The organism is Marivirga salinae (genome assembly GCF_030503855.1).
Taxonomy (GTDB): Bacteria; Bacteroidota; Bacteroidia; order Cytophagales; family Cyclobacteriaceae; genus Marivirga; species Marivirga salinarum.
The window spans coordinates 194,037-211,412 of sequence record NZ_CP129971.1; the positions used below are offsets into that span (position 1 = coordinate 194,037).

General features: G+C 34.0%; 15 protein-coding genes. 9 read left to right on the forward strand and 6 right to left on the reverse strand.

The window, feature by feature from the left end; translation table 11 throughout:
• Window positions 1–67 precede the first annotated feature (67 nt).
• The 4 genes from QYS49_RS00830 to QYS49_RS00845 all read right to left on the reverse strand — a co-directional run bounded on the left by QYS49_RS00830 (window position 68) and on the right by QYS49_RS00845 (window position 6,073).
• Window positions 68–2,461 (reverse strand): PKD domain-containing protein, encoded by a 2,394-nt coding sequence (locus QYS49_RS00830; protein WP_308349728.1) that lies wholly within the window; start codon window positions 2,459–2,461, stop codon window positions 68–70.
• Window positions 2,462–2,667: 206 nt separating this feature from the next.
• The gene (locus tag QYS49_RS00835) at window positions 2,668–3,639 is read right to left on the reverse strand and encodes a fibrobacter succinogenes major paralogous domain-containing protein (RefSeq protein WP_308349729.1); all 972 of its coding nucleotides are present in this window, start codon (window positions 3,637–3,639) and stop codon (window positions 2,668–2,670) included.
• Window positions 3,640–3,879: 240 nt separating this feature from the next.
• Window positions 3,880–4,596, reverse strand: coding sequence for a LytR/AlgR family response regulator transcription factor (locus tag QYS49_RS00840; protein WP_308349730.1), 717 nt, complete (start codon window positions 4,594–4,596; stop codon window positions 3,880–3,882).
• The gene (locus tag QYS49_RS00845) at window positions 4,562–6,073 is read right to left on the reverse strand and encodes a sensor histidine kinase (RefSeq protein ID WP_308349731.1); all 1,512 of its coding nucleotides are present in this window, start codon (window positions 6,071–6,073) and stop codon (window positions 4,562–4,564) included. The genes QYS49_RS00840 and QYS49_RS00845 overlap by 35 nt, the downstream gene beginning before the upstream one ends.
• 219 nt (window positions 6,074–6,292) lie before the next feature.
• On the opposite strand from QYS49_RS00845, the gene uvrA reads away from it, so the two are divergent.
• From uvrA to QYS49_RS00860, 3 genes are all read left to right on the forward strand, one after another.
• Entirely contained in the window at window positions 6,293–9,118 is a 2,826-nt protein-coding gene (gene uvrA, locus QYS49_RS00850; RefSeq protein ID WP_308349732.1) for an excinuclease ABC subunit UvrA, read from the forward strand.
• 214 nt (window positions 9,119–9,332) lie between these two features.
• Window positions 9,333–9,887: a TetR/AcrR family transcriptional regulator gene (locus QYS49_RS00855; protein WP_308349733.1), complete on the forward strand. Its 555-nt coding sequence runs from the start codon at window positions 9,333–9,335 to the stop codon at window positions 9,885–9,887.
• Window positions 9,888–9,934: 47 nt separating this feature from the next.
• Window positions 9,935–10,711, forward strand: a complete 777-nt coding sequence (locus QYS49_RS00860) for an SDR family NAD(P)-dependent oxidoreductase (protein ID WP_308349734.1) — start codon at window positions 9,935–9,937, stop codon at window positions 10,709–10,711.
• A gap of 4 nt (window positions 10,712–10,715) precedes the next feature.
• On the opposite strand, the gene QYS49_RS00865 is transcribed toward QYS49_RS00860, so the two are convergent.
• Window positions 10,716–11,165, reverse strand: a complete 450-nt coding sequence (locus QYS49_RS00865) for a hypothetical protein (protein ID WP_308349735.1) — start codon at window positions 11,163–11,165, stop codon at window positions 10,716–10,718.
• A gap of 319 nt (window positions 11,166–11,484) precedes the next feature.
• On the opposite strand from QYS49_RS00865, the gene QYS49_RS00870 reads away from it, so the two are divergent.
• From QYS49_RS00870 to QYS49_RS00880, 3 genes are read left to right on the forward strand one after another with little or no spacing between them, the layout of a single operon-like run.
• Window positions 11,485–11,640, forward strand: coding sequence for a YqaE/Pmp3 family membrane protein (locus QYS49_RS00870; RefSeq protein ID WP_308349736.1), 156 nt, complete (start codon window positions 11,485–11,487; stop codon window positions 11,638–11,640).
• A gap of 4 nt (window positions 11,641–11,644) precedes the next feature.
• Window positions 11,645–12,427, forward strand: a complete 783-nt coding sequence (locus QYS49_RS00875) for a DUF1206 domain-containing protein (protein WP_308349737.1) — start codon at window positions 11,645–11,647, stop codon at window positions 12,425–12,427.
• Window positions 12,428–12,439: 12 nt separating this feature from the next.
• Window positions 12,440–12,733, forward strand: a complete 294-nt coding sequence (locus QYS49_RS00880) for a DUF4235 domain-containing protein (protein ID WP_308349738.1) — start codon at window positions 12,440–12,442, stop codon at window positions 12,731–12,733.
• Window positions 12,734–12,838: 105 nt separating this feature from the next.
• On the opposite strand, the gene QYS49_RS00885 is transcribed toward QYS49_RS00880, so the two are convergent.
• The gene (locus QYS49_RS00885; protein WP_308349739.1) at window positions 12,839–13,309 is read right to left on the reverse strand and encodes a DUF4112 domain-containing protein; all 471 of its coding nucleotides are present in this window, start codon (window positions 13,307–13,309) and stop codon (window positions 12,839–12,841) included.
• A gap of 284 nt (window positions 13,310–13,593) precedes the next feature.
• Between QYS49_RS00885 and gdhA the strand changes: the two genes are divergently transcribed.
• From gdhA to QYS49_RS00900, 3 genes are all read left to right on the forward strand, one after another.
• A complete protein-coding gene (gene gdhA, locus QYS49_RS00890) occupies window positions 13,594–14,952 on the forward strand; it encodes an NADP-specific glutamate dehydrogenase (protein ID WP_308349740.1) in 1,359 nt (452 codons plus the stop codon).
• Window positions 14,953–15,134: 182 nt separating this feature from the next.
• Window positions 15,135–16,607 (forward strand): DUF5687 family protein, encoded by a 1,473-nt coding sequence (locus tag QYS49_RS00895; protein WP_308349741.1) that lies wholly within the window; start codon window positions 15,135–15,137, stop codon window positions 16,605–16,607.
• Window positions 16,608–16,611: 4 nt separating this feature from the next.
• Entirely contained in the window at window positions 16,612–17,313 is a 702-nt protein-coding gene (locus QYS49_RS00900; protein ID WP_308349742.1) for an ABC transporter ATP-binding protein, read from the forward strand.
• Window positions 17,314–17,376 lie beyond the last annotated feature (63 nt).

Sequence of the window (17,376 nt, forward strand, 5' to 3'; positions counted from 1 at the left end):
TTTATTTTTTGAAAATAAAACATGAGGAGCCTAAACTTCTCATGTACAAACTCTTATTTTATTAAGTTTATAGGAACAATATATTATCCATTCCATTATTAGTAAATGTATTATTAGCTTCAATCTGAGCTTCAGGGTCTGTGCTGCTAGAATTTAAGCCATTTAAGAAACTATCGGAACTAATAGTAATTCCCGTACCTTCTCCATTGGATATGGTGCAATCATTCATTTTCAATTCGCCCGAATTTATTGCAACATTTGATCTCCTCCATGCGCTATTTATGTAATCAATATCATCACTTCCTCCATAAGAAACTTCAACAAAACTGAATTCATTTACTGCAGAACTAGATTCAATTAATATACCTGCCCAGTTGATTCCACCTGCTTGATTAGCACTGGTAAACGTAATCATACTATTGGAAGTACCAATTGCTGATATAGTCCCGTTTGAATTTACAGTTAATTTCACATCCTCATTGAACCTCATTTCAGTGCCTTCTTCTATGTCTAAATCGGAACCAACTACGGAAGAGCCGTTAAATAAGTAGTAAGCAGATCCAGATAATTTAGCCATTGTCACATTATCAGATGTGGTTGAACCGTAGATTGTCACACCATTATCACCGTTACCTGAAAAGGTGGTATTCCCGTCAATTGCACCTACATCATTGAACTCTATATAAATCGCATACCCGCTATTATCAACAAAGTTATTACTAGCAAAAGTATTGAGCGATTCATTTCCACAATAGACCCCTACATCTTGACTGTTGGTTATAGTGGAGTTTGAAATCGTCAAATATCCATTATCTTGAATTCCTACATTGGCACTTCTCCATGCACTATTTTCATAGAACATATCTGAATTCCCAGCGTAGGAAACCTCAACATGATCTAATTTATTTGAGCTATAACCGGAATTAATATCTAAACCACCCCAGTGTAACCCTGCACTAATATTAGAGGAAGTCATTACAATCTTATTAGAAGCAGTGCCTTCAGCAATAATATTCCCAGTTTCATTTACTCTGAAAAACACATCTTCGTCAAAAGCAAACTGTACACCTTCTCCAATATTTAAGACGCTTTCCAGGTCAATTTCACCTGTCACTCTATACGATTGCTGATTGGCTAGCGCCACCATAGACTGGTCATCGGTCATCGTAGACCCATATATTCTTACAGAACTACTGTTGCCGTTACCAGACACATCCGAATTGCCATCAATTATACCTACTGCATTGAAAGGAATTGAAACTGGATATGAGCTATTCTCTTTAAAATTGTTGTTTTCAAAGGACCTTAGGTCTCCTGCAATATAAACCCCTTCCTCTTTACTATTTGAAACAGTAGAATTTTTTAGGGTCAATCTACCATTATCAGACACCGCTATATTCGCTCTTCTCCAACCACTATTTAAATACGCGATATCGCTATTGCCCGCATATGAAATTTCCGTGAAAGTCAATTCATTCTGAATATAACCTGAAATAAAATTAATACCTCCCCAATGTAAACCAGCAGGTATATTAGAGCTAGTAAATTTGATACTATCACTTTCAGTACCAACTGCATTTAAAAATCCTGATGATTCTACTCTAATAAATGCATCTTCTACAACTTGAACATATACACCTGCATCTACAGTTAACTCAGCATTTATATCTATACTTCTGGTAATAATATAATCTGGTAAGCTTGGATCATCATATACATTTTCCCAAGTTGTATTTTCATTAACATCTGAATTTATTTCAACAGGTGAAACTTCCGCTTCAATAGTGGCCTCCGCTGTACTTTCATTACCATTTCCGTCACTAACTGTTAAAGTGATGGTATATTCTCCAGCTAAATCAGCAGTAAAATCTAATGTAACGGTCTCTTCATTCACTAAAGTAGGAGTACTATTAGTTGGGGCTGATGTTACTTCCCATAGATAAGTCAAATCATCACCCTCAGGATCAGATGAATTTACTCCTGAAAGTTGAATAGTATTTCCAACATTAATTACATTATTATTATTTTCTGGAGCAATAAATTGATTATTTGAATCCGTAATGATAGCCTCAGGTGCTTCATTATCATTAACAGTAGCTGAAATAATCACATCATCAGAATCAGAATTACCATCTTCATCCTCAACTGTTAATGCAGCCACATATTCACCTGCTTCATCCGGAATAAATGTTGCCTCTGCACTTGATGCATTAGATATACTAGCACTACTTCCACTTGGCCTTTGAGTTAATTCCCAACTAAAGGTTAATGTTCCTCCCTCTGGGTCTGAGGAATTACTTCCGTTTAGAGTAACATTACTATCCACAAAAGCATTTATATCAGTACCTGCGTCTGCGTTTGGTGGCTCTCCCACTGTAGGTTCGTCTTTAGTACATGAAACCATAATAATGGATGCTAGTAAAAGCACCCCCCATTGTCTTATTTGTTTTAAATTTTTCATAATTGTTTAGATATAGTTTTTTCCTTTCTTAATGTTATACACCAACTTTTTCTTAATTGGGTCATATTTTAAAAAAAATTATTTGGTAATACTGCCACTTTGTAAATCCCCTCTACTTAAGGCCTAAAAAACAGGCTTCATGAATAAAGCCAGTTTATCTGTTATTAGATAAAAAGAATTGGTTTAAAAAATAATCTTGAACCAAGTCAATTCTTTATACAGCGTACAGAAAAACCATTTGATTTACCTTGTCTCCAAATTTCAATTCTATCTTTTCCGTAGCTAAGTCTTCCAGAATAACTATTTAAATCATTTTCAGGAGTGGTACTCCACCATCTTGTCTTACCTCCAATTCCATTAATAGGAAAATAACCATCAAGTTCTCGAAGGCTAGCAGGTAAACCGGTAAAGCCGCTTTCATTTGTACCATTTCCATTTTCAATCCAACCAGTGGTAGATTTCATCTTGAGACCAGCCACTTCCCAGCCGCCTAATGTTTCTGCTAATAAATCCCATTCTTCTTTACTTGGGACATGCCAACCCTCTGGAGCAAAACCCCGTGCATCAATTACAGCATACCAGTTGTAAAGTTTACCATATAGCGCCCCATTAGCAGGATCATTATCAAAGTAGCACCAGGCAGGTGTACCTTCCTCTCCAGCTTTTTCCCATTCTGCATCCGTTTTTGCACGTGGAATAGAATCTCCATTTTGAAAAACGCTTACATCCAAATTTTTCAGCATCCAAACCTGGTCTCCTATTGTAACAGTTTCAAAACTCTGAACACTAGTAGTAAATGCCTCTTCTTCACCATAGGCAGTTCCTTCATCATTTGTGGCATAGGCTCTAACGAAATACTTGGTTTCAGAAGCTAATTCTGATAATATGCTAGTAAAATCTCCATCTCTGAAGTCATTCGTTGTCATGCCTTCGTTTTCATTAATTTTGGGGTCAGAAGAAGTACTCCATACTACTCCTCGTTCAGTTACATCCGAAAGCCCCGTATCCGTAATAGTTCCTCCACTTTGTGCAGAATTATGTGTTATCTTGGAAACTGGTGTAGTCACTATCTCTGGTGAACCTTCAGGAGCTGCCTCTTCACTTTTATCATCGCAACTTCCACAAAGCAGTGCAATAAATACTAATAGTGTAATTAATTGTGTGCTTAAATTTTTCATAATTAATAATTGTTTTGATATAGTTTTTTTCCATTCATCATGTTACGCACCAATTTTTTCTAAATTGGGTCACATTTTTTAAAATTTTATTTACATTTTGTCCTTCACTATGAAACTATTATAAATACAATTTTTTCTAAATATATAGCAATAATAAGGCTAACTAAGGTATGTTACAACTCAGAAATAGTGTATGATGAGTTTCGATGAGTCATCAGATTAGCTGGATGAGTAAGCTATTTAGACCTGTAAAAAATCGCTAACCTTTTCTTTATAGCTTTTTGAGATTGGGAATATCTTTTTATTCATCATTTCTAATGAACCTCCATCACTTTTAAGGTATCTATTAATATACTCTGTATTTACTAGATACGATTGGTGAATCCTTAGAAAGTTATTTGAGTTAATAGCTTGCTCAATATACTTTAAAGTTTTACTTACAGTATTGGTGTTTCCATCTTTGAGGTGAATGATGCAATAATTATTATTAGATTCACAAGCAACTATTTGGCTATAAGGGACATAAGTTGTCCCATGCATATCATTAATAGCCAATCTTTCATTAGTAAAATGCTTTTCTTCTTTATTTATATCAGTAATGATTTTTGACACCACTTCTTTCAGCTCTGAAGCTTCAATGGGTTTTAGTAAAAAAGCTTCTGCTTTAAATTTGTAAGCAGGAATAGCATACTTACTGTGTGCAGTGGTAAAAATAATTCTAACATCGATATCTCCAATTGTTTCTAAAAATTCCAAGCCATTCATTCCAGGCAAATCTATATCCAAGAATAGAACATCTGGTTTTTCGGAAATCAGCATAGCTGTAGCTTTCACCAAATTTTGAGCCTCACCTACAATGGTAATTTGGTCACTACAAAATCTATTAAGGTCAAACTTTAAAGTCTCTAGACAATGAAGTTCATCATCTATTAATATTGCTCTTAATTTTCTTTCCATTAATAATTAGAGGTAAATATAAAACTACTTTTGTTCCAGCTGAAGCTCCATTTTCTAAATAGAGATCCTTTATTTCTAATCTCGCTTGATTACTGTCTAACAAATTTAAACGTTTTTGTGTCAGATCAACCGCCATAGATTTTTTCTTCCCTAGCTCAGCAAATTTATTTTCGTTATCATCATTATTCCTTCCTTTTCCATTGTCTTGAACTTCAAACCGAATTAAAGATTCTGATTCTAAGCTTATATTAACACTAATTAATTGGTTTTCCTTAGAATTATCAACTCCATGTACTATAGCATTTTCCAAAAAGGGTTGTAAAATTAGTGGAGGAATACTAACCTCTCGTTTATCAATGGAATCATCGACATCAACAGAATACTCAAAACTATCGTCTGCACGCATTTGCTCAATTCTCACATATATTTTAAGCATTTTCAACTCCTCATCAAGGCTAACATATTCGTTTTCACTACTTTCTAAAATATATCTTACCAGTCTAGAAAAATCGGTTAAGTAATCATATGCTTGATGCGAGTCGTTTTTGATAATTAAGGCTCTGATTGCATTGAGCGCATTAAATAGAAAATGGGGTTTCATTTGACTTCTTAACGCAGTCATTTTTACACGATCGATTTCTTTCTCAAGCGAAAGTTTCAAAACCTTTTGCTTTTCCCTTTCAAAAAGTTGCTGTTCATTTATAAGGGCCTCACTTCTTTCTATTACCTGCCTTTTCAGATCTTCGTTATATCTATTCAATAATTCTTCCTTCTCTTGGATTTCAGAAATCATGCGCTCTTTAAAAATGTTCCTTTCCTTTTGCATCAGATTAGACCGATAAGCTAAACCCAATGAAAACAATAGAATTTCTATTAAGGTACCAATACGCATGTAAATTACATCCAAAGCGAAAACAGATACAACAGCTCCAACTAAAAATAAAATGGATCCAACCATATAAAAAACCACTAATTTATTCTTGGCCTGTACTAAAATTACTATCTGCATATAGATGGTAGCTATGGTAGCTACTGTCCGTTCTATATAGGATAACCAATCATTAAATACTTGATTATTGAAAGTACTAATATTTAGAATAGATAGTAATATGGCTAGCAAAAAGAAGATTCTGACGTAATAGGCAGCTCTAAAGAAAATAGGGTAATCCTTTTTTGCATTTAAAAATAGTATGCCGAATTGGAGTGCTGCAAAATGAGCTATATATTGAAAGGTATCAGATATGAAAAAATTTATTCTCGGAAAATATTCTTCTATTTCAATGGTGATATTATTATATATAAATTCGGATCTTGAAAAGAGATAAATACCAAGCACAAAAATATAGAGGGAATAATAGAAATAAATTACTTTTCTTTCATATACATAAACACCAAGTGCATATAATAGAACAAAAAACATAATGCCTAAAAATCCAATGTTGATAAAATCAACCCAATATATTTGATTATAATCCATTCCTATTTTGAAAACATGGGTTATTGCCAGAGGCTATATTAGTAAAAAATGATTAATTAGTTTCAATAAAATTATAATCTTGATAGTCAAAGATATGCAATGATAAATAATCAAAACTATATTCGTTTTTCAATCCTTCCGTTCTTAGTATAAATTCATTTAACTTATCCTCCTAACAAATTCCTTTTTCTCGGGTTAGCCTTTTATCTTTGTAAGCTTATGGAAGTAGTCGAAAAACAAAATGGTCAGGTGGATTTTGAAAACCTTGACCCTAAAAAATATATCATTATTAAAGGCGCTCGGGTTAATAATTTGAAAAACCTTAGTGTTGCCATTCCTAGAAATAAATTAGTAGTAGTTACCGGATTATCTGGCTCTGGAAAATCATCCTTGGCTTTTGATACTTTATTTGCAGAAGGGCAAAGAATGTATGTCGAAAGTTTGAGCTCTTATGCACGCCAGTTTTTAGGCAGAATGGAAAAACCAGAAGTCGATTATATAAGAGGCGTTTCTCCTGCTATTGCCATAGAACAAAAAGTAAATACCCGAAATCCAAGATCTACTGTCGGGACAACCACCGAGATTTACGACTATATGAAACTCCTTTTCGCAAGAATTGGAGTGACCTATTCTCCTAAAACTGGAAAAAAAGTTACTAGAGATACCGTCACAAGCATTTCAGACGCCATCCATCAGCATAAGGAAGGTGAACGCTTTATGGTTTTGGCTCCTTTGATTGTACCTAAAGGCAGAACTTTGCAGCAAGAACTGGAGTTGCTTTTGAGTAAAGGCTATACTAGAGTGGTTCATAAAGATGAAGTTTTACAGATAGAAGATATTTTAGAGGAAAATCAATCCTTAAAAAGAAAAGACTTATTTATACTGATTGATAGAACTTCTGTTCAGAAAGAGGATGAAGACAATCAATTCCGAATTGCTGATTCCATTCAAACTGCTTTTTTTGAAGGGCATGGAGAATGTATTATTGATTATGTGGAATCAGATGGTAAAAAAGCATTTAATGATCGATTTGAATTGGATGGAATTCAATTTGAAGAGCCTTCCATCAATTTATTTAGTTTCAACAATCCTTATGGTGCTTGCAGAACTTGCGAAGGTTTCGGAAAAGTATTAGGGATAGATGAAGATTTAGTAATTCCTGATAAAACGCTTTCAGTTTATGAAGGCGCTATAGCTCCCTGGAAAGGCGAAACCATGAAAAAATGGGCAGAACCTTTATTGAAGCATGGAATCGAATTTGATTTTCCTATCCACCGACCGATTGAAGAATTATCAAAAGAAGAATATCAATTACTTTGGGAAGGAAATAAATATTTCAAAGGTTTGAATGCATTTTTTGATCACCTACAATCTAAAATGCATAAAATTCAGTACCGCGTAATGCTTTCCCGCTACAGAGGGAGAACCGTATGCCCGGATTGCAAAGGCACTCGCTTAAGAAAAGATGCAGGTTATGTGAAAATCAATGAAGCTTCTATTATTGATTTGGTTTTAAAGCCAATTGATAAATTAATTGAATTTTTCAGCACCATAAAACTCACTGAAAATGAGCAAAAAATAGCAGGTAGAATTCTCAAGGAAATCAATAACAGATTGGAATACCTGATGGAAGTTGGTTTGAGTTATCTGACATTAAACAGATTAACTTCTTCTCTTTCTGGGGGTGAATTTCAACGGATCAAATTAGCAACTTCATTAGGCAGTGCCTTAGTGGGTTCCATGTACATTTTAGATGAACCTTCTATTGGTTTGCATCCCAGAGATACTGCTAGATTAGTAAAAGTCTTGAAATCATTGCGAGATATGGGCAATACCGTAATCGTGGTAGAGCATGAAGAAGAAGTAATGCTGGAAGCGGATGAAATTATTGATATCGGTCCTGATGCTGGAGTTCATGGAGGAAATTTAGTTTTTCAAGGTAATTTAGAAGAATTAAAGAAGGCTGATAATACCCATACTGCCCGATTCTTAAATGGCAGCAATGAAGTAGCCGTTCCGAAAAGCAGGAGAAAATGGAAAAACAGCATCTCTATAAAAGGAGCTAAAGAAAATAATCTCGATATAAAAGAAGTGAAAATTCCTTTAGAGGTTTTGACTGTGGTAACTGGAGTCAGTGGTTCTGGGAAATCTACTTTGATTAAAAAGATTTTGAATCCTGCTTTAGCTAAAATGATTGGGCAAGGAAGTACTGAAAGCACTGGTAAATTTGAAAAACTTGATGGGGATTATAAAAAAGTAAAATCCATTGAGTTTGTAGATCAAAATCCTATTGGGAAATCTTCTCGCTCCAATCCGGTGACTTATGTGAAAGCCTATGATGCCATCCGTCAGTTATTTTCAGATCAGACTTTAGCTAAACAAAGGGGCTACAAACCTGCCTTTTTCAGTTTTAATGTGGATGGTGGAAGATGCGAAATGTGTCAAGGTGAAGGCATCCAGAAAATTGAAATGCAGTTTATGGCGGATATCGAGTTGACTTGTGAAAGTTGTAAAGGCCAGCGATTCAAAAATGAAATCCTTGAAATCAATTATAATGGTAAAAATATAGCCGAGGTACTGGATATGACTGTAGAGGAAAGTCTTGAGTTTTTTGCAGGCAATAATCCTATCATTAACAAACTACAACCCCTATTTGATGTAGGCTTAGGATATATCCGATTAGGACAATCTTCCAATTCATTGAGTGGTGGAGAAGCTCAACGAGTGAAATTAGCTTCTTACTTAGGAAAAGGTGGAAGCTTAAAAAATGATCACAACCTCTTTATTTTTGATGAACCTACTACAGGCTTGCATTTCCATGATATCAAAAAATTATTAGAATCCATTAATGCTTTAATCGAGCAAGGCAATTCAGTGATTATAATTGAGCACAACATGGAAGTAATTAAAACAGCTGATTGGATAATTGATTTAGGTCCTGAAGGCGGTGCTAAAGGTGGGAAAGTTGTTTTCGAAGGCTTGCCAGAAGATATGGCAAAGCTTAAGGATAATTATACAGCGGAGTTTTTGAAGGAGAAATTGTAATTCTGAAAGCCTAAGGCTTCTTTCTTTTAACCACAGAGATTCTCTAAGTATTTCACAAAGATACAAAAAGTGACAACTAGAGCTGTTGAATGGTTCTTACTAATTCTTCAAAATATTGCTTTGGAGACCTTTCAATGCGAACTTATTCTTTTTTATTAAAAAATAATTGAAAAAAAATATAACCGAATGAACGTTCATTCGTATATTTGCATCAATGGATAAAAGAGAACTCATATTAGAAGCCACTTTGGAATTAATCACGGAAAATGGATTTCATGCCACTCCAATGTCAATGATTAGTAAAAAAGCTAAAGTAGCGGCTGGTACAATTTACCATCACTTTGAAAACAAAGAAGTCTTATTAGAAGCTTTGTATGCTGAATCCAAAAAGAAAATGGGAAGAGCAATGCAATTGGCTACTGTAAATGGTGAAAATTATGAAACTGATTTTAAATCCATATGGATTTCTCTTTTCATCTTTTATGCTGATAATAGTAATACATTTCAGTTTTTGGAGCAATATGCACAGTCCCCTTTTATTAGAAAGGAGACTAAAGAAGAACAAAGAAAACATTATCAACCCATCATAGACTTTCTTGGTGAAGGAATTAGAAAAGGAAATCTAAAATCAATGGATGTGGAGATTTTAACAGAAATGGTGCACGGGACAGTAGCTTCAGCCGCTAAAATTTTTCATCAAAATAAAGGCTTATCCAAAAATGCAATTGATCAATTAGCACAGTTTGCTTGGCAAGCTGCAAAAGCATAAAAATTTTCAATAAAAACCGAATGAATGTTCAATCTAATGATAATAAAATGAAAACTGCATTAATTACAGGCGCTTCCTCTGGCATAGGCTTGGAGCTAGCAAAAATTCACGCACAAAAAGGAGACAACTTAGTTCTAGTAGCGAGATCAGAACAAAAGTTAAATGATCTTAAAGTAGAATTAGAAAGTAAACATAATATTAAAGCAACAGTAATTGCTTTAGATCTTTCTAAAACAGAATCTGCACATCAACTTTTTGACCTTACTGAAGAGAAAAATATTAAAGTTGATTATCTGATCAATAATGCTGGCTTTGGTGATTTTGAAGAATTTCACAAATCAGATTTAAATAAAGCCATGCAAATGATAGACCTTAATATAAAAAGCTTAACTATTTTAACTAAGCTATACTTAGATGGCATGTTGGAAAGAAAATCAGGAAAAATCATGCAATTGGCTTCCACCGCTTCCTTTCAACCGGGCCCATTAATGGCGGTGTATTATGCTACTAAACACTATGTTTTAGCTTTTTCAGAAGCTATAGCTGAAGAACTTAATGGATCTGGCGTTTCAGTTACTGCACTTTGCCCTGGACCAACCGCCTCAGGCTTTCAAAATGCAGCTGATTTAGGTGATTCTAAATTGGTGAAGAACAAGAAATTACCATCATCAGCTGAAGTTGCTGAATATGGATATAAATCCATGATGAAGGGAAAAAGAGTAGCCATTCACGGATTTCAGAATAAATTGATGGCTTTAAGTGTTCGTTTTACTCCTAGAAGTTGGGTCGCATCACTGGTGAAGAAACTATCTGAGAAAGGATGATAAACTAATCTAACTTATTCAATTTGAAAGTATAAAATCCATAATCATCATAAACTTCTAAGTTTAAGTTATTGAAACCAATTTTAGTGGCATTACTATAAAAGCTAAATTTCTCACGGTGGATGTGATCTAAGAACTCCATATCTAGGGTATAAATTCTTTCACTTCCATCGTGATATTGAGTTTTATGAAGTGTTAAAAACCAATCGCCACTGAAATATGCATCTAAAGAAGCATCATAGTATTCAGCATATCCGTCATCATAAAATGTGATTTCATCTCCCCTATAATCATCCATTAAATTTTTTCTAAAAAGAGCGAAATCCCCTTTGTAAAAAGCGCGGTCGAAATACCAAGTGCCTTCAATTCGATTCTCTCTTCTTTCCAATCTACCTCTGTCCGTACAAGAAGAAATAAAAATAACAACCAGTAAAAAGTAAGATAGCTTTTTCATAAGTCTGATTTTTGATTTATTCTACTAAATCAAAAATCAGACCAATTAGAATTATTTATAGCTATGACCAGGTTCATAAATCAACCTAATAAAACTACTTAAGCGTTCTTTTTCTTTGCTAATGGCATATCTCCTACCCTAAAATAATACTTTAAATTCAAATACTTATTCTTTGTACAAAATTGTAATATAAAAAGAATAAAAGAGTAGAAACGAATATTATATATAACTATTTCTGTATTTAATGTAATTGTAACTAATTAAGGCAAGATACGTGAATCTAAAAGACCATTTTTTTTATAAACTAAACCTTTTTATAATGAGCGTAATACAAATTATTTTAGCCATTTTTTTACCTCCTGTTGCTGTAGCAATGGGAAAAGGACTTACAAGTGCCTTCTGGATAAATCTAATCTTAACCATACTATTTTTTATTCCGGGTGTTATTCATGCCTTTTATGTGCTAACCAAATAATATTGTGGATCGAAAAAAAGAGAAAATTGCTCGCTTCGGCATTTTCACAAAAGGATTCGTCTATTGCTTAATAGGAGCACTTACTTTAACCGCTGCAATTAGTACAAGAGGAAAAAAAACGGGCACTGGTGGTGTATTAAGTACTATCGTAGAACAACCTTTTGGGCAGATATTATTAGGGATAACCGCTGCTGGATTGTTAGGCTATGTTTTTTGGAAATTCTATCAGGCTATAGCAGATCCTGAAGAAAAAGGAAATGACCTAAATGGTTTGTTTACTAGAGCAGGCTATGCCTCTTCAGGTGTATTTTATGGATTTTTAGCATTTACTGCATTAAAAATGCTCTTTTTTGCTGAAGAAGGATCTGGGGAAGACAATCAATCTTTTGTAGTTTCATTATTAAGTAAACCGCATGGGCAAATATTAGTAGGGATTTTTGCTGTTGCATTTTTAGGAAAGGCAGGTTATCAAATTTACATTGCTTATTCTGGTATATTTAAGAATAGAGTCCAAGCTGCCGAACTTGACAATAGAGTTGAGCGAATTATAATAAACTCCGGCTATGTAGGCTATACAGCAAGAGGCATTGTTGTGGGGATAATTTCTTATCTCATATTTCATGCTGCTTTTACAGCTAACTCAAAATCAGCTGGTGGCACTAAAGATGCTTTTAATTTTATTCAAAATGAATTTGGATTATTTGTTCTAGCTGTACTTGCCGTAGGTCTATTCGCCTTCGGTTTTTTTCTGTTGGTGAAAGCAAGGTATAGAACTATCAACATTTAAAATCTAAAAATTATGCAACTGAGGAAAAATAAATATTTGACGGAAAGTAATTACGATTCACTTGAAACTCTAGCAGCATTTGGCATAAGTTTCCTAGCTAAAGAGTTAGTGAAAAAAGGATGGAAAAAATTCACTAAAACGCCACCACCCGAAAGTCTTTACTCATCAAAGGTGAGTGCCAAAAAAGTGATACTGTTTTCAATGAGTCTTGCGCTTGTGAGCATGAGTATTAAATTATTGACACGCGAATTACTTGCCAAAGAATGGGACAAATTAGATGGTAAATTGCCCGAACGCTTAACTTAATTAAATACAAAAAAAATAATTTGACATAATGTTATGCAATCAGCATTTATAAATTATTGAAATAGTATCTGACTTAGTCAAGATGCTATTTCACTTAAATCATTTTTACAAACTAGAAATAATTTCTCCCATTTCTACTAAGGCCCACCATGTAGCGTATATAAGTGCAGCAATTATTGCTATTACCAACAGAATGATTAAAACTAAGAGCCCCTTGCCTGAACCCTGATGTTTACCCTCTTCATAATATTCCTGGGCCAAACGAAGATTTTTATCATTGGCCCTATACCAAACATCGAAAATGGCACCCAAAATAGGTATCGCTCCTATCAATGCATCAATTGAAACATTAATGAGCATTTTCGTAATCAATTTACCACCAGCTCCATTTTTCCGAATAGTGTAAATAAGCATTAAAGAAACAATGTATGAACTCAAATCTCCAACACCAGGAATTATACCGATCAGTGGATCTATCCCAAACTTGATTGAAGTTGAAGGTATTCTGAATTTTGAATCCATCAATTGTGATATTCTTCTGATCCACTTAAGGTCTGGCTTGGAGCTTGGTGTCATAAATATTAATTATGGATAGATTATATAAAACATTAAAAAATAATTCGAGTAAAAAAATATTAATATTTATTAAAGATTAAATCTAGATAGGCCTAATTGATAATAAACATCTTAAAAAATTTTATATGTCTACTTTCTTTAACAGAATTTCTGTAAATAGAGTTACCAAATAAATAGAGTCTATTAGATAATTACACAGAAACTGTTTGTAATTAGCTTTATTTCAGCTATAAAACATTTTTTTTGTGGTTTAATTTTAGAATTCATATAAAAGCAAAATTAATATGTCTGAAAACGAATTACTTGAGCAAATAAAAAAGAGGAATCCCAACGAACCAGAATTTATTCAAGCAGTAGATGAAGTAATTTCTTCTATTGGAATAGTTTTTAAGAAACATCCTGAGTATCACCGTTTGAAATTATTAGAAAGAATGGCTGAGCCTGAGCGATTAATCTCGTTTCGAGTTAATTGGCTGGATGATGCAGGAGAGGTTCAAGTCAACAGAGGATTTCGAGTACAAATGAATAGTGCTTTAGGGCCTTATAAAGGTGGTTTAAGATTTCATCCTTCAGTAAATCAAAGCATTCTAAAATTTTTAGCTTTTGAACAGATATTTAAAAATGCACTTACTGGCCTGCCATTAGGAGGCGGAAAAGGAGGGGCAGATTTTGACCCTAAAGGAAAATCTGATAACGAAATCATGAGATTTTGCCAGGCATTTATGAGCGAATTATATCGCCACATTGGGCATTTTACTGATGTTCCTGCAGGAGATATTGGCGTAGGAGGAAGAGAAATTGGCTATCTATTCGGTACATATAAAAAATTGCAAAATGAATTCACCGGAGTTCTTACCGGAAAAGGTAGAGAATGGGGAGGTAGCCTAATAAGACCCGAAGCCACAGGATATGGTTTAGTATATTTCTCTCAGTACATGTTAGAAAAAGTAGATGACAGTTTGCAAGACAAAAAATGTTTAGTCTCAGGTTCTGGCAATGTAGCTCAATTTACTTTAGAGAAATTAATTGAATTAGGGGCTAAACCTATTACTGCCTCTGACTCCTCAGGCTACATTATAGATGAAGAAGGCATCAATACAGAAAAACTTGACCTTATAAAAGAAATTAAAAATGTAAACAGAGGCAGAATTTCTGAGTACTTAGAAAAATATCCTAATGCTAAATATGAAGAAGTGGACTCAAACCAAGATTTTAATCCATTATGGAAAACTAAAGCCGATTGCGCTTTTCCTTGTGCCACGCAAAATGAGATCAACAAAAAGGATGCTGAAAACCTCAAGAAAACTGGTATAAAATTATTAACGGAAGGAGCAAATATGCCTTTGACTACTGAAGCAATTGATATCGTCTGCGAATCTGAAATCTTGTATGCTCCTGGAAAAGCCACAAATGCTGGTGGTGTAGCAGTTTCTGGATTAGAAATGAGCCAAAACAGAATCGGGGTATATTGGTCGAGAGAAGAAGTGGATGAGAAATTAAAAAACATCATGAAGAATATCCATGACAACTGTGTGAAAACAGCTGAAGAATATGATCTCAACCAACATGACTATTTAGCCTCTGCTAACATTTTTGGGTTTTTAAAAGTAGCCGATGCCATGAAAGCTCAGGGTGTTATTTAATTCCAATAATTTGCTAACATTGCAGTTAACTAAAACTGTTATGTTAGCTTTTCTTATTGATCCGAACCATCACTACTTTTCAGTTTAAACCTCTTTAATTCAAAATAAGTCCGATTATCAAATAATACTTTGAAAGTACAGCTGATTCTCCTAGTTTTCAAATTCACTATCAACCACCAAATATGAAATGGATATTAAGGCATCAATGGCTAAGTTTTAGAAGATCTCCTGCTTTTGAGAAAGATTTAGGAATAAAAATTTTCTTGGCTATTCTAGGCTTGCTTGTTTTAGTAAACTTAATTTTTGTAAGCGCCAATTTAAATGAAACCCTCCAAGCTTTAGGTATCAATAAAGAACCCACTCAATTGGTCAACCAGTTTCTCCTTTACTATTTCGTGAGTGAGCTGGCTCTACGTTATATAATGCAAACGGTACCGGTTTTGGATATTGAGCCTTATTTGCATTTACCGATACAAAAAAAGTTAATTACTCGCTTTTTAGTGATTAAATCCATTTTCAATCCTTACAACCTGATTGCACCTGCAATTTTTATCCCGTTAACTATCAGCACTTTCATCCCCGCCTTAGGAATTGAAAAGTCAATCGCTTGGCTAGCTTTTACGTTATTACTTTCCCACTGCCTTCATTTCTTCAACATTCTGATGAAGAAAAAATTGGAAAATAATCTTACCGTATGGCTAATATTCGCAGGCTTAATCACCTTGAATTTTGTTGGGGATCGCTTTATGAATTTTGAATTAATTCCGTTGGGTGATTGGGCGATGATTGTCTATAACTCACCAATTTTATTAATTCTTCCAATAGCGCTTTTAGGCTATCTAATATACATGAGTTTTCAATTTTTCTATCAAAATCTTTATGTAGAAGATCTATTTGATGCCAAAATGATGTCTGGCGAGGAATTTACAAGTAGACTTAGCAATTGGGGAAATAAAGGCTTGATGAACACACTAATTGTGCAGGAGTTAAAATTAATCTTGAGGCATAAAAGAAGTCGATCAAGCATTATGCTAGCAGGACTATTTCTATTCTATCCACTACTAATTTTTAGTATGGGACAAGAAGCACAATCAAAATCTATGGCGATATTAGTGAGTGTTTTCTTCACAGGAATATTTATTATTCAGTATGGCCAATTTTTATGGAGTTGGAATACGAACCAAATGGATTTCTTTTTGACCAAAATAAACCCCTACACTTATTGGGTAGAATCAAGATATAGATTGTTGATTTATTCTGTGATAATTACTGCTGTGCTTTCCCTTCCCTATTTTTATTTTGGATATGAGGTAATGCTCATAATGGGAGCAACAGCTTTATATAATATTGGCATAAACAGCATGCTGATTATGCGCATGAGCCTTTGGGGAGCTAAACCGATAGAATTAGATAAAAGCGCAATGATGAATTATCAAGGAGTTGGGGCAGCACAATTTGTAGTGGGCATTCCTTTAATTTTAGGGCCTATTGCTGTTTATTACGCCTTTTCTACAGTTTGGAATAACCAGATAGGGATTTCAGCTATTGCAATAGCTGGTTTGATTGGTTTAATTTTTAGAAAACCCTTCTTTAATTCCATTGCTAAAAAACTTAAAAAAGATAAATACAAACTTATTCACGATTTAACCATTTAGAAAAGTGATCAAAATAAACAACCTTAAAAAAAGCTATAAGAACATAACAGTATTAAATGTTCCTGAAATGGATATTCCAGAAGGGCAATCATTTGGTTTGGTCGGGAATAATGGCGCAGGAAAAACAACTCTATTGAGGATAATGCTTGATTTAATACGACCAAGTGATGGAGAAGTATTAATTGATGAATCAGCAGTAAACAATAGTGAGGAATGGAAAAGTTTCACTGGCTCCTTTATTGATGAAAAATTCTTAATTAGCTATTTAACACCTGAAGAATATTTTCAATTTATCTCAAAAATCAGAGGAGTAAGCAAAGGAGATCTTGAGCAACATTTAAAGTTATTTGAATCACTCTTTAATGATGAGATTTTTGGAAAGAAGAAATACATTAGGGATTTATCCAAAGGAAATAAAAAGAAGCTCGGAGTTGCAGCTGCACTTCTAGGAGACCCCAGACTTGTTTTACTGGATGAACCCTTTGAAAACCTCGATCCAACGAGTCAAATCAGACTGAAGAAAATTATACAGCAGTTCCAAGCTGAAAAATCAGTTACTTTCGTGATTTCCAGCCACGATCTAAATCATGTAACTGAAATTTGTGAACGAATTGTGATTTTGGATAAAGGTGAAATTGTAAAAGACATAGAGGTAACGGAACGTACTTTACAGGAGCTGACGGAGTATTTTGGGGAGAATATTTAAAGAGTTTATAATAAATTTTAAACTCTTAAGTTATATAGTCTTTATTTTAAAGAACTATTAACC

Excerpts from the sequence above, each read along its gene's own strand:
- QYS49_RS00830 (WP_308349728.1), bottom strand. The coding sequence starts at position 2,461 with ATGAAAAATTTAAAACAAATAAGACAATGGGGGGTGCTTTTACTAGCA.
- QYS49_RS00835 (WP_308349729.1), bottom strand. The coding sequence starts at position 3,639 with ATGAAAAATTTAAGCACACAATTAATTACACTATTAGTATTTATTGCA.
- QYS49_RS00840 (WP_308349730.1), bottom strand. The coding sequence starts at position 4,596 with ATGGAAAGAAAATTAAGAGCAATATTAATAGATGATGAACTTCATTGT.
- QYS49_RS00845 (WP_308349731.1), bottom strand. The coding sequence starts at position 6,073 with ATGGATTATAATCAAATATATTGGGTTGATTTTATCAACATTGGATTT.
- uvrA (WP_308349732.1), top strand. The coding sequence starts at position 6,293 with ATGGAAGTAGTCGAAAAACAAAATGGTCAGGTGGATTTTGAAAACCTT.
- QYS49_RS00855 (WP_308349733.1), top strand. The coding sequence starts at position 9,333 with ATGGATAAAAGAGAACTCATATTAGAAGCCACTTTGGAATTAATCACG.
- QYS49_RS00860 (WP_308349734.1), top strand. The coding sequence starts at position 9,935 with ATGAAAACTGCATTAATTACAGGCGCTTCCTCTGGCATAGGCTTGGAG.
- QYS49_RS00865 (WP_308349735.1), bottom strand. The coding sequence starts at position 11,165 with ATGAAAAAGCTATCTTACTTTTTACTGGTTGTTATTTTTATTTCTTCT.
- QYS49_RS00870 (WP_308349736.1), top strand. The coding sequence starts at position 11,485 with ATGAGCGTAATACAAATTATTTTAGCCATTTTTTTACCTCCTGTTGCT.
- QYS49_RS00880 (WP_308349738.1), top strand. The coding sequence starts at position 12,440 with ATGCAACTGAGGAAAAATAAATATTTGACGGAAAGTAATTACGATTCA.
- QYS49_RS00885 (WP_308349739.1), bottom strand. The coding sequence starts at position 13,309 with ATGACACCAAGCTCCAAGCCAGACCTTAAGTGGATCAGAAGAATATCA.
- gdhA (WP_308349740.1), top strand. The coding sequence starts at position 13,594 with ATGTCTGAAAACGAATTACTTGAGCAAATAAAAAAGAGGAATCCCAAC.
- QYS49_RS00895 (WP_308349741.1), top strand. The coding sequence starts at position 15,135 with ATGAAATGGATATTAAGGCATCAATGGCTAAGTTTTAGAAGATCTCCT.